Annotated in this window: 19 protein-coding genes and 1 tRNA gene; 8 read left to right on the top strand and 12 right to left on the bottom strand. The window is 62.0% G+C overall.

The annotated features are described in order from the left end of the window. Positions 1-27: 27 nt before the first annotated feature. Positions 28-1,188, bottom strand: a complete 1,161-nt coding sequence (gene yqhD / locus R2B70_RS01080; RefSeq protein WP_318162433.1) for an alcohol dehydrogenase — start codon at positions 1,186-1,188, stop codon at positions 28-30. Between the two features lie 118 nt (positions 1,189-1,306). On the opposite strand from yqhD, the gene R2B70_RS01075 reads away from it, so the two are divergent. Further along, on the top strand, positions 1,307-2,230 hold the full coding sequence (locus R2B70_RS01075; RefSeq protein ID WP_318162432.1) for an AraC family transcriptional regulator: 924 nt from the start codon (positions 1,307-1,309) through the stop codon (positions 2,228-2,230). Position 2,231: 1 nt separating this feature from the next. Further along, positions 2,232-2,735: a lipocalin family protein gene (locus tag R2B70_RS01070; RefSeq protein ID WP_318162431.1), complete on the top strand. Its 504-nt coding sequence runs from the start codon at positions 2,232-2,234 to the stop codon at positions 2,733-2,735. A 61-nt stretch (positions 2,736-2,796) separates the two neighbouring features. Here R2B70_RS01070 and R2B70_RS01065 read toward each other — a convergent pair whose 3' ends face one another. Next, a complete protein-coding gene (locus R2B70_RS01065) occupies positions 2,797-4,686 on the bottom strand; it encodes a methyl-accepting chemotaxis protein (RefSeq protein WP_318162430.1) in 1,890 nt (629 codons plus the stop codon). Positions 4,687-4,926: 240 nt separating this feature from the next. On the opposite strand from R2B70_RS01065, the gene R2B70_RS01060 reads away from it, so the two are divergent. Further along, positions 4,927-5,445 carry a class IV adenylate cyclase gene (locus R2B70_RS01060; protein WP_318162429.1) on the top strand — a complete coding sequence of 173 codons (519 nt, stop codon included), beginning with the start codon at positions 4,927-4,929 and terminating at the stop codon, positions 5,443-5,445. A 47-nt stretch (positions 5,446-5,492) separates the two neighbouring features. Here the strand turns inward: R2B70_RS01060 and R2B70_RS01055 are convergent, their stop codons facing one another. Further along, positions 5,493-6,863 (bottom strand): phosphatidylserine decarboxylase family protein, encoded by a 1,371-nt coding sequence (locus R2B70_RS01055; RefSeq protein ID WP_318162428.1) that lies wholly within the window; start codon positions 6,861-6,863, stop codon positions 5,493-5,495. A 209-nt stretch (positions 6,864-7,072) separates the two neighbouring features. Beyond that, a tRNA-Trp gene (locus R2B70_RS01050) sits at positions 7,073-7,149 on the bottom strand. A 202-nt stretch (positions 7,150-7,351) separates the two neighbouring features. Between R2B70_RS01050 and R2B70_RS01045 the strand changes: the two genes are divergently transcribed. From R2B70_RS01045 to R2B70_RS01030, 4 genes are all read left to right on the top strand, one after another. After that, positions 7,352-7,894: a hypothetical protein gene (locus tag R2B70_RS01045; protein ID WP_209794293.1), complete on the top strand. Its 543-nt coding sequence runs from the start codon at positions 7,352-7,354 to the stop codon at positions 7,892-7,894. A 274-nt stretch (positions 7,895-8,168) separates the two neighbouring features. Then, positions 8,169-9,089, top strand: a complete 921-nt coding sequence (gene pyrB / locus R2B70_RS01040; protein WP_042078770.1) for an aspartate carbamoyltransferase — start codon at positions 8,169-8,171, stop codon at positions 9,087-9,089. 16 nt (positions 9,090-9,105) lie between these two features. Further along, positions 9,106-9,570 (top strand): aspartate carbamoyltransferase regulatory subunit, encoded by a 465-nt coding sequence (gene pyrI / locus R2B70_RS01035; RefSeq protein ID WP_209794295.1) that lies wholly within the window; start codon positions 9,106-9,108, stop codon positions 9,568-9,570. Between the two features lie 220 nt (positions 9,571-9,790). Next, positions 9,791-10,282: an arginine repressor gene (locus tag R2B70_RS01030; RefSeq protein WP_209794297.1), complete on the top strand. Its 492-nt coding sequence runs from the start codon at positions 9,791-9,793 to the stop codon at positions 10,280-10,282. A 126-nt stretch (positions 10,283-10,408) separates the two neighbouring features. Here R2B70_RS01030 and R2B70_RS01025 read toward each other — a convergent pair whose 3' ends face one another. The 4 genes from R2B70_RS01025 to arcA all read right to left on the bottom strand — a co-directional run bounded on the left by R2B70_RS01025 (position 10,409) and on the right by arcA (position 15,231). After that, positions 10,409-11,815 (bottom strand): YfcC family protein, encoded by a 1,407-nt coding sequence (locus tag R2B70_RS01025; RefSeq protein WP_318162427.1) that lies wholly within the window; start codon positions 11,813-11,815, stop codon positions 10,409-10,411. Between the two features lie 123 nt (positions 11,816-11,938). After that, positions 11,939-12,943 carry an ornithine carbamoyltransferase gene (argF, locus tag R2B70_RS01020; RefSeq protein ID WP_108573312.1) on the bottom strand — a complete coding sequence of 335 codons (1,005 nt, stop codon included), beginning with the start codon at positions 12,941-12,943 and terminating at the stop codon, positions 11,939-11,941. A gap of 79 nt (positions 12,944-13,022) precedes the next feature. Beyond that, a complete protein-coding gene (arcC, locus tag R2B70_RS01015; RefSeq protein WP_042078764.1) occupies positions 13,023-13,949 on the bottom strand; it encodes a carbamate kinase in 927 nt (308 codons plus the stop codon). Between the two features lie 61 nt (positions 13,950-14,010). Beyond that, a complete protein-coding gene (gene arcA, locus R2B70_RS01010) occupies positions 14,011-15,231 on the bottom strand; it encodes an arginine deiminase (RefSeq protein ID WP_042078763.1) in 1,221 nt (406 codons plus the stop codon). Positions 15,232-15,977: 746 nt separating this feature from the next. Between arcA and R2B70_RS01005 the strand changes: the two genes are divergently transcribed. Continuing rightward, positions 15,978-16,154 carry a hypothetical protein gene (locus tag R2B70_RS01005; RefSeq protein ID WP_152551730.1) on the top strand — a complete coding sequence of 59 codons (177 nt, stop codon included), beginning with the start codon at positions 15,978-15,980 and terminating at the stop codon, positions 16,152-16,154. Positions 16,155-16,255: 101 nt separating this feature from the next. Here R2B70_RS01005 and R2B70_RS01000 read toward each other — a convergent pair whose 3' ends face one another. From R2B70_RS01000 to mglA, 4 genes are all read right to left on the bottom strand, one after another. Beyond that, on the bottom strand, positions 16,256-16,489 hold the full coding sequence (locus tag R2B70_RS01000) for a hypothetical protein (protein WP_318162426.1): 234 nt from the start codon (positions 16,487-16,489) through the stop codon (positions 16,256-16,258). Positions 16,490-16,933: 444 nt separating this feature from the next. After that, positions 16,934-18,667, bottom strand: coding sequence for a methyl-accepting chemotaxis protein (locus R2B70_RS00995; RefSeq protein WP_318162425.1), 1,734 nt, complete (start codon positions 18,665-18,667; stop codon positions 16,934-16,936). A gap of 58 nt (positions 18,668-18,725) precedes the next feature. Continuing rightward, positions 18,726-19,736, bottom strand: a complete 1,011-nt coding sequence (gene mglC, locus R2B70_RS00990; protein ID WP_042078760.1) for a galactose/methyl galactoside ABC transporter permease MglC — start codon at positions 19,734-19,736, stop codon at positions 18,726-18,728. A 15-nt stretch (positions 19,737-19,751) separates the two neighbouring features. Further along, positions 19,752-21,272, bottom strand: coding sequence for a galactose/methyl galactoside ABC transporter ATP-binding protein MglA (gene mglA / locus R2B70_RS00985; RefSeq protein ID WP_042078758.1), 1,521 nt, complete (start codon positions 21,270-21,272; stop codon positions 19,752-19,754). Positions 21,273-21,321 lie beyond the last annotated feature (49 nt).

The raw sequence follows: 21,321 nt of genomic DNA, 5'->3' as shown, positions 1-21,321 counted from the left end.
CTGCAGCCCGGTTCAGGCGTGCTCTGCTTACCAGGCGGCCTCATAAATATGCCGGCTCTGGGCCAGGTCGATGTCGCCGTGCTCCCCCAGGCTGGTCATGCCGTGCTCTTCGAGCTTGGCCAGCAGGGCGTCGATACGGGCGTCGGCCACGTAATCCCGCAGCCGGGTCTTGATCCCCATCCGCTCGAAGAAGTCGCGGGTGGCGGCGATGGCACCGTCGATGCGCTCGGCCTCGCTGCCGCTGCGCAGATCCCAGACCCGCTCGGCGTATTGCAGCAGCTTGGCGCGCTTCTGCTCGCGCTTGGCATTGAGCAGGGCAGGCAGTACCACCGCCAGGGTCTGGGCATGGTCCAGACCGTGCAGGGCGGTGATCTCGTGGCCCAGCATGTGGGTGGCCCAGTCCTGGGGCACGCCGGCACCGATCAGGCCGTTCAGTGCCAGGGTGGCGCTCCACATGATGTTGGCACGCACGTCGTAGTTTTCCGGCTCCACCAGCGCCTTGGGGCCCTCCTCCATCAGGGTCAGCAGCAGCCCTTCGGCGAAGCGATCCTGCACCTTGGCATCCACCGGGTAGGTGAGGTACTGCTCCAGGGTGTGGATGAAGGCATCCACCACCCCGTTCGCCACCTGACGGGCGGGCAGGGTATAGGTGAGCACGGGGTCGAGCACGGCGAAGCGCGGCATCACGAAGGGCGAGAAGAAGTGCTGCTTGTCCCCTGTGCTCTTGCGGGTGATGACGGCGCCCATGTTCATCTCGGAACCGGTGGCCGGCAGGGTCAGCACGCTGCCGAGTGGAATGGCGGAGGCCACCTCGCCCCCGACGGTCTCGAGGATGTGCCAGGGATCCCTGGCCGGATCGTAGTGGGCGGCCGCCGCGATAAACTTGGTGCCATCGAGCACGGAACCACCGCCGACGGCGAGCAGGAAGTCGATCCGCTCGGCGCGCGCCAGCTCGACGGCGCCCATCAGGGTCTCGTAGGTGGGGTTGGGCTCGATGCCGCCAAATTCAAACAGGGTCAGGCCGGCCAGCTCGCTGCGGATCTGGTCCAGCAGGCCGCTGCGCACCACGCTGCCACCGCCGTAGGTGACGAGGATGCGGGCGTCGCTGGGGATCTGGCCGCGCAGCTGGGCCACCTGGCCCTTGCCGAACAGCACCTTGGTGGGGGTGTGCAGGATGAAGTTGTTCATGGGATCTCCCGGAGTGGTCGTAGTCGGTAAGGTATGGGTTGCATTTTTCTCTTATAACCACCTACCATCAAGTGAGCTTTCTGCCGATTTCTTGCCTATTTCTACTGAGCCTGGATAAATGAGTACAAATCAGCCCATCGCGGCGACCCACCAGTCCGCCCTCGCCAGCCGACTCGCCGCCCTGGCACCCCACCCGGGGATCACCGCCGCCCCCGTGCCCGGCGTACACCTCATCTACACCACGGAGCATCACGACCGCATCCCGGTGCTCTACCGCCCGCGCATGATCATCATCCTGCAGGGGCACAAGGTGGGCTATCTCTCGGACTTCACCTTCCGCTACGACCCCGAGCACTACCTGATGATGACCCTGCCGCTGCCCTGCGAGTGCGAGTGCTTCGCCTCCCCCGAATCCCCCCTGGTGGGGCTCTCGGTGGAGATCGACGTGGCGGCGCTGCAGGCCCTGCTGCTGGAGATGGGGGACGCGGCCCCCGCCCCGGCGGAGCCTGGCCGCGGCGTGGTCTCCGTGCCCCTCTCCGAGACCATGCTCTGCGCCGTGGAGCGCCTCATCGACGTGATGGACAAGCCGCTCCACGCCCGGGTGCTGGGGTCCCAGATAGTGCGCGAGATCCTGTTCCACGCCCTGCATGAGGCGGGGGCCCCCGCCCTGCTCGCCATGGCCAGCCGTCACAGCCAGGTGAGCCAGATCGCCCGGGTGCTGCGTATCATGGAGCAGCGCTTTACCGAGAACCTGACGGTGGAGGAGCTGGCCCGGGAGGCGAACATGAGCGTCTCGGCCTTCCACCACCACTTCAAGGCGGCTACCGCCACCTCGCCCCTGCAGTACATCAAGACCCTCCGCCTGCACCGGGCGCGGCTGATGATGCTGCACGACGGCCTCAAGGCCGGGGTGGCGGCGGGCAAGGTGGGCTACGAGAGCGGCTCCCAGTTCAGCCGCGAGTACAAGCGCTTCTTTGGCAACACCCCGAGCGAGCACGCGGTGCGTTTTCGCTCGGGACAACTGCGTATCGTGGAGGGATGACATGCGCACGCTGATCCTGCTTCTGGCCCTGCTGGTCACCGCCTGTACCGGCATTCCACAGGGGCACCAGGTGGTCAAGCCCTTCCAGCTCGACCGCTACCTGGGCACCTGGTACGAGGTGGCCCGACTCGATCACCGTTTCGAGCGCGGCCTGAACCGGGTCACCGCCAGCTACAGCCTGAGGGACGACGGCGGCGTCAGGGTGCTGAACCGGGGCCAGGACGAGGACGGCCAGTGGCGCGAGGCCGAGGGGCGCGCCTACTTCATGGGCGAGCGCGACGAGGGACGCCTCAAGGTGAGCTTCTTCGGCCCCTTCTACGGCAGCTACAACGTGCTGGCGACCGACTACGAGCTCTCCCTGGTGAGCAGCTACAACCTCCAGTACCTCTGGGTCCTCTCGCGAACCCCCAACCCGCCCGAGGAGAAGGTGCAGGCCCTGATCGCGCAAGCCAGGGTGCTCGGCTTTGCCACCGACCAGCTGATCCGGGTCAGTCAGACCCCCTGAGCTGGCAACACAAAAGGGCAGCCCGCGGGCTGCCCTTTCTCTTGGCTGAATGACGGGAGGATCAGAGCCGGAAGCGTCCTATCTCCTGCTCCAGCCGCTCGGTCAGTGACTTGAGCTCGGCGGCCTGAGCCGCCTCCTCCCCGGCCTGCTCCGCCAGCGCCTGGGAGACGTGGCGGATGTTCTCGGTGTTGCGGCTGATCTCGCCGGTCACCGAGGTCTGCTCCTCGGCCGCCGCCGCTATCTGGGTCGCCATGTCGCTGATGGAGCCGATGGCCTCGTTGATCCGCGCCAGGCTCTGGTTGGCGGATTCCGCATCCTCCACGCTGGTGCCCGCGAGCCGGCGGCTGGTCTCCATGCCGCCCACGGCGCGGCGGGTGGTCTGCTGCAGGGCCTCGATCATCTGCTGGATCTCGGCGGTGGAGTCGTGGGTGCGGCGCGACAGCACCCGCACCTCGTCCGCCACCACGGCGAAGCCCCGCCCCTGCTCCCCGGCCCGGGCCGCCTCGATGGCGGCGTTGAGCGCCAGCAAATTGGTCTGCTCGGCGATGCCGCTGATGGTGGCCAGGATGCCGCTGATCTGCTGGGCGTGGCCGTCCAGCTCGTGAATGGTCTGGCTCGCGTCGGACACCTCGTCCGCCAGCCCCGTGATGCTGCGCTGGCTCTGGCCGACCTGGGACTGGCCGGCGACGGCCAGGCTGACCGCCTCCCCGGCGGTAGTGGCGGCAAACTCGGCGTTGCCGGCGATCTCCTGGGTGGCGGAAGCCATCTCGGTCACCGCGGTCGCCACCATTACGATCTCATCCTGCTGCTGGCGCACCCGCTGGCTGCGTGCCTCGGCCCCCGCCGCCTGGGTCCTGGACTGTGCCGCCAGCTCTATGGTGACGTCCCGCAACCGGCTGACGATGCCGTGCAGCCGGGTCACGAACAGGTTGAAGTTCTGGGCCAGCAGTCCCACCTCGTCCTTGCTGCTGGTGGCGATCTGCACCGTGAGATCCCCCTCCCCGTGGGCGATGGCGGCAAGCGCCTTCGACACCCGGCCGAGATCGGCGAACAGGTAGTTGAACATGGCGATGAGCAGGGCGCCGAACACCAGCAACAGCACCAGGGTCAGCCCCACCAGTTGCCACAGCAGGGTGGCGAGCGGGGCTTCCAGCACGTCCTTGTACATCACCATGGCGAGCAGCCAGTCGGTGCCGGGCACCCCCTGTACCGAGAGCAGCACCTCGCGCCCGTTCAGGTTGGCGCCGTGCAGCTCGCCGTCCCGGCTCCACGCATCCAGCGCCGCCCCCGTGAGGCCGGGATCCAGCTCCGCCACCTGCTTGAGCGCCAGCTCCTTGTTCGGGTGGCCGACGATGAGGCCGGCACGATCGAGCAGCATGGCGTAGCCCTCCCCCTGTACCTTCATGGCCAGCACCTCGTCGATGAGGGCATCGAGGGAGAGATCCGCCCCGGCGACCCCGATCACCCGGCCCTGGTGGCTCACCGGCTCGGCCAGGGTCACCACCATCTGCTGCATGGTCACGCTGACATAGGGAGCGGTGACGATGAGTCGGCCCGCCTTGCTGGCGTTCTGATACCAGGGACGCACCCTGGGGTCGTAGTTGGCGGTGTTGAGGGAGGGATCGTGGCGGGTCATCTCTCCCTGCTCCGAGCCGAAGTAGGTCAGACCAAAGCCGCCCGAGGTGCGGGTCTGCAGCAGGTGCGACACCAGGGTCGTCTCGGGATTGTCGGCAATCACGGCGGCCAGGGCATCGACCGCGTGCTTGCGATCCGCCAGCCAGTTGCCGATGGCCACCGAGTGGGCGTGGCCGTAGTTGACCGCCTCGCTCTGGATGGCGCCCAGGGTGCGGGATTTGAGGGTGTGGAAGGCGACGATACCGAGCAGGGCTGCCATCAGCAGCACTACCCCCAGGCTGGCCGCGAGCAACTTGCCGCGCAACGAGAGAGTCATGACAACGAATCCTTGTGGTAGCCGGGGGTCGGAAATACCCCCATCTTGGTAGATCTATCGGCAGTATGAGGAGCAGACTTTAGTGAATCCTGTTGATTTATCATGACTCGGCAACAGGTTATGCCGTGGGTCACGAAAAACTACCAAGTCTTCAGCCGATATCCGTCTCGACAGATGGCTATGCAGGGACGCAATCCGTGCTAGGGTGGACTCCTTCAAACCCTGATAGATAAACCTGCCATGCCCCGAAATATCGAGATCAAAGCCAGCATAGAGCGGATAGATGATCTACTCCCCAAGGCACTCGCCATCGCCGATCAGGGCCCCGTCGAGATCGAGCAGGATGACTCCTTCTTTCACTGTGACGCCGGTCGTCTGAAGCTGCGAACCTTTTCCCCCTCGACCGGCGAGCTCATCTTCTACCGCCGCGCCGATCAACAAGGCCCCAAGGAGAGCTTCTATCAGCTGACCCCGACACATGAACCAGATCGCCTGCGGGAGACCCTCAGCCTGGCCTGGGGCCAGATCGGCAGGGTGCAGAAGAAGCGCACCCTGTTGCTGGTCGGCAGAACCCGGATCCACCTCGATCAGGTGCAGGGGCTTGGCCACTTCCTCGAACTGGAGGTGGTGCTGGAGGAGGACGAGCCGCTTGAGGCGGGGATGCAGGAAGCCAACGACATCATGGCGCAGCTTGAGGTAGAGCCCTCCCAACTGATAGAAGGTGCCTACCTGGATCTGCTTCTCCGGCAGCAGGCCTGAATGCAACAAGGCCGCCCGAAGGCGGCCTCGTGCTATCGGAGGCGGGGTTATCCGACCCGCGCCAGCGCCGTGTTGATCCTCAGGTTGGACGCCTCCAGCCCCGGCTGCTGGCCGTAGAAGTCGAACGCCAGCTCGACCCCGGGGCGGAACAGCAGGCAGTGGGTGGAGCCGCCGAAGTGGAACATGCCGAGCTGCTCCCCCTTCGCGATCCGCTGCCCCGGCTGCACCGTCACCTCGCAGCTCGACACCTCCGCCATGCCCACCGGCACCACGCACATCAGGCCGATCTTGGGGTTGTCCGCCTCGATGAAGATGAGTGCCCGGGTCGCTACCGCAGTGAGGAAGGGCTGGGACTGGTTGGGGGCGCTCGGGTCAGGCCCCTCCGGGTTGCCAAAGCCCTGGTACCGGTTGGCGAGGTAGTAGCAGCCGTTGACCACCTTGACCGAGCGCACCGTGCCGCTCACCGGGCTGTGCCAGCGGTGATAGCTGAGGGCGCTGAGGAAGGCCTGATAGAGAGTGCCCCCCTCGAACGCGGCGGCGCGCGGGTCGAAGTCCAGCAGGTTGTCCAGGGAATAGGGCTGCCCCTTGAGCCAGAAGGCATCCTGCCGCCGTACCCCTCTGACCACCTGCAGCGGGGCCGATTCGCAGGCATTGGCGATCACGCTGTCATCATCCGGGGCCGTCACCGGCCGCACGCCGGGGCAGAAACGGCGGGTGAAGAAGTCGTCCCAGCTGGCAAAGCCCTCGTACTGCTCTCCCGGCACGGTGTGGAAGATCTCCTCGAAGCGGTCTGGGGTGGGGTTGTCGCCGGCCCCGAGCGCCCCCTGCGCCACCCGGACCATCTCCTCCTTCGCCACCTCGCCGAGCCAGGGAACGATCAGGGTCTGGCGATCCAGGGGGCTCACCGACTCGGTCAGCACATAGCGGGACGCGGGGCTTTGCAGGAAGTCGGCCCAGTAGCCGAGGATCTTGCGCAGTTGCTGGTTCACCAGCGCATTGGCGAAGAAGTCGTAGCCGGCGACCGTCGCCATGGGCCAGTTGAGCAGGGCATTGATGGGAAATCCGATCAGCCCGGCGGGCTCCTGGGTTTTCACATCCTGATAGGCCTCCGGGGCCGTGGTCATGATGCCGTTGAGTAGCAGCAGGAACTCGTCGAAGCTGCGCACCTCGATCTGGCCGAGCGGCGTGCTCTGCTCGTGCTGCCACGCCTCGTCAAACATCGCCTGGGCCTGCAGATGCAGGACAGGATCCTGCTCCACCAGCGCCTTCAGCCCGGCGATTGGTGCCACCAGCGGGCGCGGCTGGCGGGTGACCGCCTGACGCAGCCGCTGCACCCAGCGTGCCACATGGGCCTGATCCCGGGGGACCCAGCCACCGGCATGGGCATGGGGGTGACGCGTATCCACTGCCTTGTTCATCGCTCTCTCCTTGTTGAAGCGCCTTGGGCCCGCCGGATGCGATGCGCCTGAGGGCGCCATCTGGCAGGAAGCAAGGTGTAGCACAGGGGAAAAGCGGCCTCCATTGGCAGAAATGGCAGCGGCGAAGAGGGGGAAAAGAGGCTAACGGAGGCGGCGGCAAACGTCGGAAATGCGAAAGGCCAGCTCAATGAGCTGGCCTTTCTGAAAAATGGCAGGGGCGGCAGGACTCGAACCCGCAACCATCGGTTTTGGAGACCGCTGTTCTACCAATTGGAACTACGCCCCTGCAACAAACGAGGCGTAGTATACAAAGCGGGGTTCAAAGGTAAAGGCTTTTTTTCTCACTTTCGATGCGATCGAACAAATGACGAGCAAATCCCCGTCATTCTTGCAAGGAGCAGGGGTAAGCTGCTGTATTTGCAGCCCCAACGGGGTAGGAATGGGACACAAATGGGGGTAGGGTGAAATCAGGTACAGGGAGGCCGCCCATGCTCAATTACCGACTGCTGCAACAACTTGCACCGCTCAACTTCAGGGATGAGCGCAAAACCGAGTCCCTGGCTGACTACCTCGAGCGGGTCTATCCCCTGGTGCCCTTCATTCCCCCGAACGTGCTTGCCCAGTGGATTTACCGCCACTGGCGCGGTTTTGAATCCAACTGGAGCTTTATCGACCTCGCCAGCCACCGCTTCGAGCGGGAACGCTGGCCCACGGCGCAGATTGTCGCCAACATCGACTCCCGCCATATGGAGGTCATCGACCGCTGGGGCGAGATGCTGCGCCACAATCGCTACGTGCGCCGCTCCTGGCTCGGGGAGAAGATGCTGAGTCTCGGCACCTGGTCCGAACCCATCATAGTGCTGGAACCCGAGCCCGATGCCTGCTACCCCGACGGCCAGCCCCTGCCCCGCCCATACTGCCTGCTGGAGGGACACCACAGACTCGGCTACCTGCGCAGCATGGCCGAAGACGGCGCGCCGCTGCGAGATGAACACGAGCTGTGGATTTGCCGGCCCGTTCGCGATACTTAAACGTTTTCCCAGGCGAATCCTGCCTATCAAATAAATTTTTGACAATTCAAAAAGCGGCCCTATAATCTGTCCGGTTTGAAAAAAGGTCGGGACAGGACGATGCCGTTTTTGATGAAAAAAGCAGCCTTGCAGACGGGTGGAGCGCACCAGAGCGGCCCCGTTGTTTCCGGTTCCCGCCCCACAGATCCCCAGTTGTTTTTAAAAAGAGCCCCTGTTTCAGGGGCTTTTTTTTGTGCCGGAAAAACCTTCATTGATGTCAAAGGGAATGCAGACGATGACCAATCCACTCTATAACAAACACGTCATCTCCATCTCGGATCTGACCCGGTCCGACATGGAACTGGTGGTCGCCACCGCACAGCGGTTGAAGGCCGAACCCGACAGCCGCCTGCTGAAAGACAAGCTGGTCGCCAGCTGCTTCTTCGAGGCCTCCACCCGTACCCGACTGTCGTTCGAAACTGCCGTCCAGCGCCTGGGCGGCAACATCATCGGCTTCGCCGACGGCGGCAACACCAGCGCCAAGAAGGGCGAGACCCTGGCCGACTCCATCAAGATCATCGGCTCCTACTCCGATGCGGTGGTGATGCGCCACCCGAAGGAGGGCGCCGCCCGCCTCGCCTCCGAGTTCTCCCGGGTGCCGGTCATCAACGGCGGTGACGGTTCCAACCAGCATCCGACCCAGACCCTGCTCGATCTCTTCTCCATCCACGAGACGCAAGGGCGCCTGGACGGCCTCAACGTCGCCTTCGTCGGCGACCTGAAATACGGCCGCACCGTCCACTCCCTGGCCCAGGCCCTGAGCCTGTTCAACTGCCGCTTCTTCTTCATCTCCCCCGAGGCGCTGGCCATGCCGGACTACCTGTGCGAGGAGCTGGAGGAGAAGGGCATCCAGTTCAGCGTGCACGAGACCATGGAAGAGGTGATGCCGGAGCTCGACATCCTCTACATGACCCGCGTCCAGAAGGAGCGCTTCGACGAGACCGAGTACAAGCACATGGCCGCCAAGTTCGTGCTGGAACTGGCCACCCTGGAAGGGGCCAAGCCGACCATGAAGATCCTGCATCCCCTGCCCCGGGTCGACGAGATCGACGTGGCCGTCGACAAGACCCCCCACGCCTACTACTTCCAGCAGGCGGAGAACGGGGTCTATGCGCGCCAGGCACTGCTGGCACTGGTACTGAACGAAACCGTCTAAGGGAAAGGGGAACATCATGTCCGAGAAGAACCAACTGCAAGTCGAAGCCATCCGTCACGGCTCCGTCATCGACCACGTCCCCGCCGGCCAGGGCATCAAGATCCTCAAGCTGTTCCAGCTGATCGAGACCCAGGAGCGGATCACCGTCGGTTTCAACCTGAAATCCGGCGCGCTGGGCAAGAAGGATCTCATCAAGATCGAGAACACCCGATTGACCGAGCAGCAGGCCAACCAGCTGGCGCTGTTCGCCCCCAAGGCAACCGTCAACATCATCGAAGACTTCGTGGTGGTGAAGAAGCACCAGCTGGCGCTGCCGGAGTTCATCGAAGGGGTGTTCCACTGCCCCAACTCCAACTGCATCTCCCACAACGAGCCGGTGGACAGCTACTTCCGGGTGCGCGAGGTGAAAGGTGCGGTGCGCATGAAGTGCAAGTACTGCGAGAAGTCCTTCACCCAGGAGATCGTCAGCGAGCGCTACTGATTTCTCGCCTGCAAAAGATATCCATGTGGGCCCCATTGGGCCCATTTTTGAACCCTGTCACATCACTTATTCCCCCTTTGGTTATAATTTGCCATCTCAGAACGGCTAGGCATTGCTCATCACCTGCTTGAACGCTCGTCATCAGTGTTTTTTGCTATGAAAAACCGGAATGACAGACTGAGCGAGGATAGCCATCGGTCATCATCAAAGGAAAGTCGCCATGGTCAAGACCCTCACTCGCTCCCAGGAACCAGAGTCCGACCAGGCTCAGCTGGATGCCTGCCGCCAGATCATCGGCCAGCACTGCTACAGCACCCAGGAAGAGATCCGCCGCGAGCTGTCGGAGCGCGGCTTCGCCGACATCAGCCAGTCCACCATCTCCCGCCTGCTGCGCCGCCTAGGCGTGGCCAAGGCCCAGAACGCCAACGGCAAGAAGGTCTACACCCTGGTGGACGAGCAGCTGGAGCCCGCCGGCAGCACCCGTTCGGTACACGACATGGTGCGCGCCGTGGTCCACAACCAGCAGATGGTGCTGGTGCACACCACACCGGGGGCCGCCACCGTGGTCGCCCGCCTGCTGGATCGCCACGCCGATCCGGAGATCCTGGGGGCCGTGGCCGGCAACGACGTGGTGCTGATCGCCCCGCGCCACATCAGCCGCACCCGCCAGGCCCACGCCGCCGTGGTGCGCACCCTGGAGCAGGCGCGCTAGCACCTCCCTTCGACGCAGCGAGGCGACCCTTGGGTCGCCTTTTTGTTGCCTGCGGTTTGCCGGGGATCAGCCGCAACCATAAAAAACGGGAGCCACTGGCTCCCGTTTGCGGTGTCGATCTCTTCGTCAGGCCAGCATGGCGCCAAGACTCAGGCAGGCCACGATCAGCACGGTCAGCAGGCCGAGCAGCGGGGCCACCCACTTCAGGTAGCGCACATAGGGCACCTTGGCGATGGCCAGGCCCCCCATGACCACGGCGGAGGTCGGGGTCACCAGGTTCACCAGCCCGGAGGCGGACTGGTAGGCGGTGACCACCAGCTCGCGGCCCACGTTGGCGAAGTCGGCCAGTGGCGCCATGATCGGCATGGTCAGCACGGCCAGACCGGAGGAGGAGGGCACCAGGAAGGAGAGCACCACTTCCAGCGCGAACATCACGTTGATGAACACCACGGTGGAGAGGCCGGTCACTATGCCTTCCGCGCTGTGCAAGATGGTGTGGGTGATCATGCCGTTGTCCATCACCACGACTATACCGCGGGCGATACCTATGATGAGGGCCACGCCGAGCAGATCGCGGGCACCGTCGATGAAGTTGGAGGTCAGCTCCTCCTCGCTCATGCGGGAGATGACGCCCACTATGATGGCGGCGGCCAGGAAGACGCCGGAGATCTGCGCCATCCACCAGCCCAGCACGGCCACCCCGTAGATCATCACGGCGAAGGCGGCGACGAAGATACCCAGCACGATCTTGCGGGTCAGGGTGAACTCCAGCATCTGGTCGCTCTTGTTGCCGAGGAAGTGGGCTCGGTTCTCTTCCCACTTGTCGGCCACCAGGGACTTGCTGGGGTTGTTGCGCACCATCTTGGCGTAGCGCATCACGTAGGCTACGCACAGCAGCCAGCCGGCCCCCAGCATGGCGACACGCAACCAGATGCCATCGGTAAAGGAGATGCCGGCGGCGTTGGCGGCGATAACGGTAGCAAAGGGGTTGATGGTGGAACCCAGGGTACCGATACCGGCCCCCAGCAATACGGTTGCAGCAGCCACCACAGGGTCGAAGCGGGCGGCCATCATCACCGGCACCAGCAGGGTGTAGAAGGGCAGCGATTCTTCCGCCATGCCGTAGATGGTGCCACCCGCGGCAAACAGCGCCATCAGGATCGGGATCATCCACTCCTCGCGGCCGCGCAGGCGGTCGGTGACGCGCTCGATCCCGGCATCGATGGCCCCGGTCTTGGTCACTATGCCAAGGAAGCCGCCGATGATCAGGATGAAGAGGGAGACGTCGATGGCGCCCGCCTCATAGGTGTCGTGGTTGTAGAGGCCGTCGATGGGGGCCAGCAGCACGTCGACGATCCCCTGGGGATTGGCATCCACCAGCTTGTAGGTACCGGCGACCGGCACTTCCTTACCGAGGGCTTCGTTCATGGTCATTTCATATTTGCCGGCGGGCACTATCCAGCTCAGGGCGGCCACCAGGGCGATCAGCACAAACAATATGGTGTAGGCTGACGGGAACTTGAATTTGGTCATGGTCCAGCTTCCTTCTGTGGGTGTGGTATCCATGCAGGCTGCGGGTTGTAGGGTTAGAGGTGTTGTTCCGCTGTCACATGGTCGAAAAGCCGGGGGTCACCCCCCGGCACCACTACTGCGACCTCAGTCGCCCAGCGTAGCAACCATCACTGCCTTGATGGTGTGCATCCGGTTTTCGGCCTCGTCGAATACGATGCTGTGCTCGGATTCGAACACGTCCTCGGTCACTTCCAGGCCCTTCATGCCATATTTGTCGGCCACTTCCTTGCCCATGGTGGTCTCGTCGTTGTGGAAGGCCGGCAGGCAGTGCATGAACTTCACATCCGGGTTCTTGGTGGCGTTGATGACGTCCATGTTGACCTGATACGGAGTCATCAGTTTCACGCGCTGATCCCAGGCCTCTTTCGCCTCACCCATGGAGACCCAGACGTCTGTGTAGAGGAAGTCGGTACCCAGCACACCCTCTTTGACATCTTCGGTCAGGGTGATGCGTGCGCCTGTCTCTTCGGCGATCAGGCGGCACTTGGCAACCAGATCCTCTTCCGGCCAGAAGGCTTTCGGCGCCACCAGGCGAATGTCCATGCCCATCTTGGCGGCGCCGACCATCAGGGAGTTGCCCATGTTGTTGCGGGCATCACCCAGGTAGGCGAACTTGATTTGATCCAGACGCTTGCCCTTGCCGTGCTCCAGCATGGTCATGAAGTCGGCCAGGATCTGGGTCGGGTGGAATTCGTTGGTCAGGCCGTTCCAGACCGGGACACCGGCGTAGGCACCCAGCTCTTCCACGATCTCCTGGCCGTAGCCACGGTATTCGATGCCGTCATACATGCGGCCCAGTACGCGGGCGGTGTCCTTCATGGACTCCTTGTGGCCGATCTGGGAACCGCTCGGGCCGAGGTAGGAGACTTGCGCGCCCTGGTCGAAGGCTGCCACTTCAAACGCACAGCGGGTGCGGGTGGAGGTCTTCTCGAAGATCAGGGCGATGTTCTTGCCGACCAGATGCTTGCGCTCATAGCCACCGTATTTGGCCTTCTTCAGGTCGATGGCCAGATCGATCATGTATTGGATTTCGCGCGGGGTGAAGTCCAGCAGTTTCAGGAAGTTACGGTTACGCAGATTAAAAGCCATGATGAGTTCTCTCTATATTTGTTCAGACCAATTTGGGCAGTGTTGTTAACTACGCAGTTGTTCAGGCCAGAGCATTGGCTCAGGCATTGACGGTATTAGTGGCAACGATATTGGTGCCGGCTTCGCCCCTGAGGATGGCCAGACCATCTTCCAGGGAACCGATCCCGACCATGCCGCCGGTCGCCTTGACGAATTCGCAGGAGGCCTCGACCTTGGGTCCCATGGAGCCTGCATCGAACTTGACCCCGGCCAGCTCGTCCGGGCTGGTGACCCGCAGCGGACGCTGGGTCGGCTTGCCCCAATCCAGGTAGACGGCATCGGCGTCGGTCAGGATCAGCAGGGCGTCGGCCTTGATCTGCTTGGCCAGGTAGGCGGCAGACATGTCCTTGTCGATGACGGCCTCGATGCCGGTCAGGCTCTGGCCATCCCAGGTCACCGGAATGCCGCCACCACCGGTACAGATGATGAGGTGGCCCTGGGCGATCAGGGTTTCGATGGCGTCGCCTTCGACGATGCGCTGAGGCAGCGGGGACGGCACCACGCGGCGGAAGAACTTGCCGTCAGCCTTGACCGACCAGTGCTTCTCTGCAGCTAGGGCGCGGGCCTCCACTTCTTCATAAACCGGGCCGATAAACTTGGTCGGATTGGCAAACGCCGGATCCTGGGGGTCGACCTGCACCTGGGTCAGCAGCGCGGTGACGTTGCGGCTCGGCATCAGGTTCTTCAGCTCCTGGATCAGCATGTAGCCGATCATGCCCTGGGACTCGGCGCCCAGCACATCCAGAGGATAGGGGGAGACCTTGGTGTAGGCGCTGTTCTGCAGGGCCAGCAGGCCGACTTGCGGGCCGTTGCCGTGCACCAGCACCACGTTGTACTCCTGGGCGATCAGGGCGATGGTCTTGGCGGCGGTGGCGATGTTCTTGCGCTGGATGTCAGCTTCAAGCGGCTCGCCACGACGGAGCAGGGCATTGCCACCCAGGGCGACGACGACAGTTGGTTTTTTCATGGTGTTACTCTCGAGTCTTGGTATCTGTGGCGCCAGCCTCTGCCGGCGCCACGCCGTCTTGTCAGATGCCGTCACGTTCCATCGGGCAGCTCATGCAGCGGGCGCCGCCGCGACCACGTCCCAGCTCTTCACCCGGGATGGGCAGCACAGTGATGCCGGCCTTGTCGTACTTCTCGTTGGTGTAGGTGTTGCGCTCGTAACCCACCACCACGCCGGGGCGTACGGTCAGCACGTTGTTGGCGTCGTTCCACTGCTCGCGCTCGGCCTCGAAGCTGTCGCCGCCCGTGGTGATGAGCTTGAGCTGATCCACCCCCAGCGCCTTCTCGATGGCGGTGACGAAGTAACCCTCCTCCTTGATGTTCATGCCGGTGGCGCCACCCGGGGTCAGGCTCCAGCAGTTCACGTCCTTGCGGATGACTTCCGGATAGACGGAGAAGGTGTCTATGTCCATGTGGGTCATGACGGTGTCGAGGTGCATGCAGCTGCGGTGTTTCGGCAACTGCATGGCGATGACCTGCTTGGCCTGGCCGTGTTTGAACAGGCCGCGGGCCAGGTGTTCGACCCCTTGCGGCGTGGTGCGCTCGGACATGCCGATGAGCACGGCGCCGCGGCCGATGACCAGGACGTCGCCCCCCTCGATGGTGGAGTTGTCGTAGTCGCGGTCTTCGTCACCGAAGTACTTGATGAAGTCCTGGCCGGCGAACTGCGGGTGCCAGCGGTAGATGGCCTTCACATGGTTGGTCTCGCGGCGACGGGCGGCCTTGGCCATGGGGTTGATGGAGACGCCGCCGTAGACCCAGCAGGAGGTGTCGCGGGTGAAGAGGTGGTTGGGCAGCGGCTCTATGATGAAATCGGTCGGGGCGTGCATGCCGACCACCATGTTGACGCCGCTGTAGGGCATCTCGGAGTAGGTCAGGCCGCCGGAGAGGATGCGGGCCAGCTCGCGGTGCGGCATGTCGGCCAGGAAGCAGCGCACGTCGTTGGCCAGCGCGGTGCCGAGGCGATAATCGGAGACCTGATGCTGCAGCAGCCAGGTTTTGGCTTCCGGTACATCCAGGGTTTCCGCCAGCAGGTTGGTCAGCAGGAAGACTTCGACATTCTGATCGCGCAGCACCTGAGCGAATTTGTCGTGCTCCTGACCGGCGCGCTCAACGGACAAGACGTCATCGAACAGCAGATCCTGGCAGTTGGAGGGGGTCAGACGCTTCAGACTGAGGTTGGGGCGGTGCAACATGACGCGGCGCAACTGGCCAACTTCAGAACCTACATAAAATTTGCTCATGATTATATTCCGTCTAGCAGTGGTCCCTGCGAGTGATTGAATAGATTCCTTCTATTCAGGCTCGTGGCTAAGGCGGGATATTCTTTATGTAGGGTATTCGGCTTATGTTCTATCCTGCCCTTGCCTTTCGACGCAGAGATTAGGACTGGAGGTCACATCAAACTTAGACATTGATCACATTCAACTCAGACTGCATAAATTCCGGAGTTAATTTATGACGGAGTGTACATAAACGATATTTGCCCCAGGGTCGTCATGGCATAAACAAGCAAAAAACGCCCGTAAAATCCCGGCAAGATAGCGTTTTCATTCATTTTCATTATCCATAAAGAGATAGCCATTGTTTTAAAATCACTTGGAAATCAGCAAGATAAAATAATCCATTTCAGTTTTTGAATTTTTTATATCTCTCCATGAATTTATCGTCATTCACTCCCCTTGAGTTCACCACATAAATAGTCACTTTCGCCATTCCGGTTGAATAATCCATCTTTTGTTCCAGATCATGGCATTTGCGCCAGGTCGCACGGCAGGCTTCGCGCCCACGGCTTTCACGCCATGTCTCTTATATGGATATGCATTTTGGACGCATCCCGGCGGGGGTTTTCTCATCAGCGCCATTGCAGCCGGGATTCAAAGTTTTTTCATTAGTTGAATTTATTGCAGCGCCTTGCACCAACCCGTGGTTCGCCTTAACTCAGAAAGTGATCGGGATCACACGCTTTTCTGTCATCAAGGAGATAACCATGAAGATCAAGTCGCTGTTTCTGCTCGTCGCCCTGGTCCTGCCCATGGCCCCGGCCCTGGTCCACGCCCAGGGCGCCCCCGCCATGCCGCTGGTGGTATGCCATGTCGACCAGGCACCCCAGATGCTGGTGCCCGCCTACCTTTGCCAATGGTATGGCGGCAGCCAGCACCACTGATCCTCCCACCCACGTCCTCTCACCCAAGGGGGGATGCACTCCTCTTGGGTGATGCCATTCCCCTCCCTCGTTCGCCCTCGCCCCCATCCAGACCCGTCGCTTCAATCCCCCGGGATTGCCATTGGGCCGACATCACGCCCCTGGATGTCGGCTCCCGCATGCGCCCATCTGCGATCGACACCTGTAGCGCCGACATTTCTGAACCCCAGGTAAACGGCCTGTGAGACATTCACCATTACATGAGTGAGTAAAACGCCATAAAAATTCTCGCCATAGTCGGAAGATAAGCGTGAAAAAACCACAAGCAACACCGACAACACAATGATTAATAACAAAATAATCTCTATATCATTTCGCGAGAAACGAGTTGAGAAAAAACGTTTTTCAACATGCCGTTGTCGCCCTGCGCGAAATCCTTATAGTTACTCCTGCACGGACGCAATGAAGTCGGTCAGGAAGACTGGCTGCCAGGGTTGGGCAAATGGACTCACCACAGGATGTGGTAAAGGACACCTCCCAGGACGGAGAAAGTGCGACGGGAAAGGATGACTCGTCAGGCCATGATGGCTAAAGGACACCCCAAGGGATTGGGAAGGGGAAACCTAAAGGAAGAGGTATAGTCAGGGATTGCAGGGAGCAACTTCGTTCAAGGATCTGAGCGATAAGACTATCGGGGGCGACGCGAGTCGCCCCCATCTTTTTTGGGCATTTTTCACTCCTGCCCGCTGATGGGTCACCCCGGCCACGGCGCTGTCGGCCAGGGTGTCCACGACCAAACCTTATTCCAGCCGGAAGTGCCCCACTATCTCCCTCAGCCTGTCATAGGTGTGCTGCATGGCGGTCGAGCTGTGCGCGGTCCGCTCCCCATTGCCCTTGAGCTGGGTGATCACCTCGGCGATGGCGCTCATGTTGCGGTTGATCTCCTCGGCAACGGCACTCTGCTGCTCCGCCGCCGTGGCGATATGGCTGATGAGATCGTTGATTTCCACCACTTCCCCCGCCATCAGATCCAGCGACGCATTCACCTTGCTGGTGTTTTCCGCCGCATCCTGACAGCTCTGCCGGGTGTTGCCCATGGCGGTCACCACTGTCTGGGTGCCCCTCTGCAACCGGGTCAGCATGGTCTGGATCTCGGCTGTGCTCTTCTGGGTACGGCCTGCCAGGGAGCGCACCTCGTCCGCCACCACGGCGAAGCCACGCCCCTGTTCACCGGCCCTGGCCGCCTCGATGGCGGCGTTGAGAGCCAGCAGGTTGGTCTGTTCCGCGATGCCGCCGATGACCCCGAGGATGGAGCCGATCTGCTGCACATCCTGCTGCATGGCCTCGATGGAACGTGCCGTGGCCTCCACCTCGGTCACCAGGGCGGTCACGCTGGCCATGGCCTGATCCACCACCTGACGCGACTGGTTGGCCAGCTGCTGGCTCTGGCCGGTGAGCTGGGCCGTGCTGGCCGCACTCTCCGACACCGAGACGGCGGTACGGCTCATCTCGTTGATGGCGGTGACCACCTGCTCCGTCTCCCGCACATGCTCGGCCAGCAGCCCCTGTGCCGAGCCCGTCTGCCTGGCGAGATCCGAAATCCCCTCGTTGAGCTGGCCACTGGCCTGCCGCACCTCCCCCATCATCTCCTGCAACTGCTCGATGAAGCGGTTGATGCCCGCCGAGATCTGGCCGAGATCGTCCTTGCTGGTCACCGTGAGCCGGCGGGTCAGATCGCCGTTGCCCTGGGACAACTCCTGCACCAGGTCGCGCAGGGAGAGGATGGGTCTATAGGCCAGGTTGAGGGCCACCATGGAGATCACCAGCACCAGGGCCGCGACCCCGAGCAGGGCCAGGGTGATCTTGCGGTTGAGCGCCTGGGTCATGGCCCGGATGTAATCGAGGTCGATATAGCCGGTCAGGGTCCAGCTGCTGCCCCGGATATCCAGCGTGTTGGGACGGCTCTCCGTCTCTCCCCCGGGCTTGCTGCTGTAGAGCTCCCGACCCTGGCTGTCGGTGAGGGAGAAATAGCGCCCCTCCCCGCTCACCTTCTCCAGCAGCGTCTTGAACTCGCTCATGTCGAGGTAGTAGAGGTAGGCGGAATCGGCACCACGGGGTACCAGGATGGAGATCACCGGCTTGCCGTCCAGCTGCTCCAGCGGGCTGACGGTGATCTGGTTGTTGGCGGCGGGGATCTGTTTGCGCAGGGCCTCGACCCTGGCCTTGTCGTCGATCACCCCGTTCACGTCGAATGCCATGTCGCCGATGATCTTGACGATGTTGTGAAAGCCGGTCTCCTGGAGGGCTTTCTTGACGCTGGTCACCCCGAGATTGAGGTTGGCCGCCAGCAGCACCCTCTGGTTGATGTCCCCCGCCAGCTTCTCCCTGACCAGGGTTATCTGCTCGTTGATGTTCTGGGTGGCCTGGGTGCGGATGTACCCGCTGATGAAGTGGTTGACGCTGAACCAGGCGGTGCCGATGGTGGCCAGAATGGCGAGCAGCAGGAGGACGTTGATCTTGACTTTGAATGGCATGGGATGGGTCCCTCCAGAGAGAAAGGGCCGGAATTGCTCCAGCCCTCTCTGCCAATGCTTACTTCTTCTTGGCGTACTTCATGGAGTCCAGCGCGACCGCCAGAATGATGATGCCGCCCTTGATGATGAACTGCCAGTAAGGGCTGACCCCTATGTAGGTCAAACCATAGTTGATCAGCGTGAAGATGAGCACCCCGGTGATCACACCGGCGACAGTGCCCACACCGCCGGCGAACGACACCCCACCCACCACGCAGGCCGCGATGGCGTCGAGTTCATACATGAAGCCCAGGTTGTTGGTGGCGCTGCCGATGCGGCCCGCTTCCAGCATGCCGCCGAAGGCATAGAAGACACCGGCCAGGGCGTAGATGATCACCAGGTTGACGGCGACGTTGACGCCGGACACCTTGGCCGCCTCCGGGTTGCCGCCGATGGCGAAGATGTTCTTGCCGAAGCGGGTCTTGTTCCACAGCACCCAGACGAAGACGCTGGCGATGGCCGCATAGAAGGTCAGGTAGGAGAGCTTGAACCCGCCAATCCGGATGAACCCCTGGGCAAAGTTGGAGAAGCGGGGATCGAAGCCGGCTACCGGGGAGGCACCTACCGAGTCAAAGTACAGCGAGTTGATGCCGTAGACGATGATCATGGTGCCCAGGGTGGTGATGAAGGGCGTCACGTTCAGGTAGGCCACGATCAGGCCGTTGACCAGGCCGATCAGGGCCCCCACCACGCACACCAGCAGGATCACTGCGGGGATGGGCACTTCACCCAGGGTCGGGAATACCTTGTTGACGTTGGTCAGGGCCTGCAGCATGGTGGCCGCGATCAGCGCCGCCAGGCCGACCTGGCGACCGGCCGACAGGTCGGTACCCTGGGTGATGATGATGCCCGCCACCCCGAGGGCGATGATGACCCGCACCGAGGACTGGGTCAGGATGTTGCTGAGGTTGGTGAGGCTGAGGAAGGAGGGCTCCTTGATCACGATGATCATGAGCAACACCAGCAGCACCACATAGATGCCGTTCTCTTTGAGCGCCTGCATCAGGTTGAAATTTTTAGCCGACTCCATAATGTCTTCCTGTCTTTATAGGTACAGAGATGCCAGGCGCAGGATCTCGCTCTGGTCAGTTTCTTTGGTGTTGACGATCCCAGCGACCCGGCCATTGCTCATGACCAGGATGCGATCGGTGATCCCGAGCAGTTCCGGCATCTCGGACGAGATGATGACGATGCCCTTGTCCTTCTTCGCCAGCTCCAGGATGAGCTGGTAGATCTCGAACTTGGCCCCCACGTCGATGCCGCGGGTCGGTTCGTCCAGCATCAGTATCTCCGGCTGGGTCAGCAGCCAGCGGCCGATGATCACCTTCTGCTGGTTGCCGCCGGACAGGGAGCCGATCTGGGTCTGCTGGGTCGGCGTCTTGACCCGCATGGAGTCGATGACCCACTGGGTATCGCTCTTCATCTTGTTGTCGCTGAGCAGCCCCATGGATCCCTTGTAGTTGTCCATGTTGGCGATCAGGGAGTTGAAGGCGATATCGAGACGGGAGTAAATCCCGGTGGAGCGGCGCTCTTCGGTGACCAGGGCGAAGCCATTCTGGATCGCCTCGTGGGCGTTGCGGTTGGCGACCTCCTTGCCGTGAAGCTTGATGCTCCCCTCGCTGTGCTCGCGAATGCCGAACAGGGTCTCGACTATGTCGGTGCGCTTGGCCCCCACCAGACCGGCGATGCCGAGGATCTCCCCCTTGTGCAGGTTGAAGGTCACGTCCTTGATGGAAGGCTGGTTCTTGGCCGTCAGGTGTTCGACCTCGAGGATCACTTCTTTCGGCTGGTTGGTTTTTTCCGGGAAACGCTGGGTGAGCTCGCGGCCGACCATCATGCCGATGATCTTGTCCATGGTGAGCCCTTCGAGGGACTGGGTCGCCACCCACTGGCCATCCCGCAATATGGTGATCTCGTCACAGAGCTGGAAGATCTCTTCCATCTTGTGGGAGATGTAGACGATGCCGCACCCCTTCTCCTTGAGCTTGTTGATGATCTTGAAGAGGTGGTTGACCTCCTTCTCGGTCAGGGAGGAGGTGGGTTCGTCCATGATGACGATCTTGGCGTCATAGGAGAATGCCTTGGCGATCTCGATCATCTGCATCTGGGAGACGGACAGCGTGCCGACCTTGACTCGCGGGTCTATGTCGATGTCCAGCTCTTCGAAGATGCGCTTGGTGTCGTCATACATCTTGCCGTGATCGATGAACCACCCCTTGGTGGGGTAGCGGCCGAGCCACATGTTGTCCATCACGGTGCGTTGCAGAACCAGGTTCAGCTCCTGGTGCACCATGGAGACACCGTTCTCCAGCGCCTCCTTGGACGAGGTGAAGTTGACCTCCTCGCCCTTGAAGAAGATCTTGCCCTGATCCTTCTCGTAGATGCCGAACAGGCACTTGAGCAGCGTGGACTTCCCTGCTCCATTCTCGCCCATCAACGCATGCACAGAATGAGGACGGACCCGTAAATTGACATTATCGAGTGCCTTGACGCCGGGAAAGCTCTTACTGACGTCAATCATCTCCAACAGCCATTCTGATTGTTGCCGTGTTGTCATATCAGCCATCACATCTGGTTGAAAAAAGGGCAAGGGATCTCCCTTGCCCTGGAGGTGG

It is taken from the genome of Aeromonas sp. XH (assembly GCF_033348475.1).
Taxonomy (GTDB): domain Bacteria; phylum Pseudomonadota; class Gammaproteobacteria; order Enterobacterales; family Aeromonadaceae; genus Aeromonas; species Aeromonas sanarellii.
Note: the sequence above shows the minus strand (reverse complement) of the source record. Positions and strands in the feature narration are given on the sequence as shown.

Excerpts from the sequence above, each read along its gene's own strand:
- yqhD (WP_318162433.1), bottom strand. The coding sequence starts at position 1,188 with ATGAACAACTTCATCCTGCACACCCCCACCAAGGTGCTGTTCGGCAAG.
- R2B70_RS01075 (WP_318162432.1), top strand. The coding sequence starts at position 1,307 with ATGAGTACAAATCAGCCCATCGCGGCGACCCACCAGTCCGCCCTCGCC.
- R2B70_RS01070 (WP_318162431.1), top strand. The coding sequence starts at position 2,232 with ATGCGCACGCTGATCCTGCTTCTGGCCCTGCTGGTCACCGCCTGTACC.
- R2B70_RS01065 (WP_318162430.1), bottom strand. The coding sequence starts at position 4,686 with ATGACTCTCTCGTTGCGCGGCAAGTTGCTCGCGGCCAGCCTGGGGGTA.
- R2B70_RS01060 (WP_318162429.1), top strand. The coding sequence starts at position 4,927 with ATGCCCCGAAATATCGAGATCAAAGCCAGCATAGAGCGGATAGATGAT.
- R2B70_RS01055 (WP_318162428.1), bottom strand. The coding sequence starts at position 6,863 with ATGAACAAGGCAGTGGATACGCGTCACCCCCATGCCCATGCCGGTGGC.
- R2B70_RS01045 (WP_209794293.1), top strand. The coding sequence starts at position 7,352 with ATGCTCAATTACCGACTGCTGCAACAACTTGCACCGCTCAACTTCAGG.
- pyrB (WP_042078770.1), top strand. The coding sequence starts at position 8,169 with ATGACCAATCCACTCTATAACAAACACGTCATCTCCATCTCGGATCTG.
- pyrI (WP_209794295.1), top strand. The coding sequence starts at position 9,106 with ATGTCCGAGAAGAACCAACTGCAAGTCGAAGCCATCCGTCACGGCTCC.
- R2B70_RS01030 (WP_209794297.1), top strand. The coding sequence starts at position 9,791 with ATGGTCAAGACCCTCACTCGCTCCCAGGAACCAGAGTCCGACCAGGCT.
- R2B70_RS01025 (WP_318162427.1), bottom strand. The coding sequence starts at position 11,815 with ATGACCAAATTCAAGTTCCCGTCAGCCTACACCATATTGTTTGTGCTG.
- argF (WP_108573312.1), bottom strand. The coding sequence starts at position 12,943 with ATGGCTTTTAATCTGCGTAACCGTAACTTCCTGAAACTGCTGGACTTC.
- arcC (WP_042078764.1), bottom strand. The coding sequence starts at position 13,949 with ATGAAAAAACCAACTGTCGTCGTCGCCCTGGGTGGCAATGCCCTGCTC.
- arcA (WP_042078763.1), bottom strand. The coding sequence starts at position 15,231 with ATGAGCAAATTTTATGTAGGTTCTGAAGTTGGCCAGTTGCGCCGCGTC.
- R2B70_RS01005 (WP_152551730.1), top strand. The coding sequence starts at position 15,978 with ATGAAGATCAAGTCGCTGTTTCTGCTCGTCGCCCTGGTCCTGCCCATG.
- R2B70_RS00995 (WP_318162425.1), bottom strand. The coding sequence starts at position 18,667 with ATGCCATTCAAAGTCAAGATCAACGTCCTCCTGCTGCTCGCCATTCTG.
- mglC (WP_042078760.1), bottom strand. The coding sequence starts at position 19,736 with ATGGAGTCGGCTAAAAATTTCAACCTGATGCAGGCGCTCAAAGAGAAC.
- mglA (WP_042078758.1), bottom strand. The coding sequence starts at position 21,272 with ATGGCTGATATGACAACACGGCAACAATCAGAATGGCTGTTGGAGATG.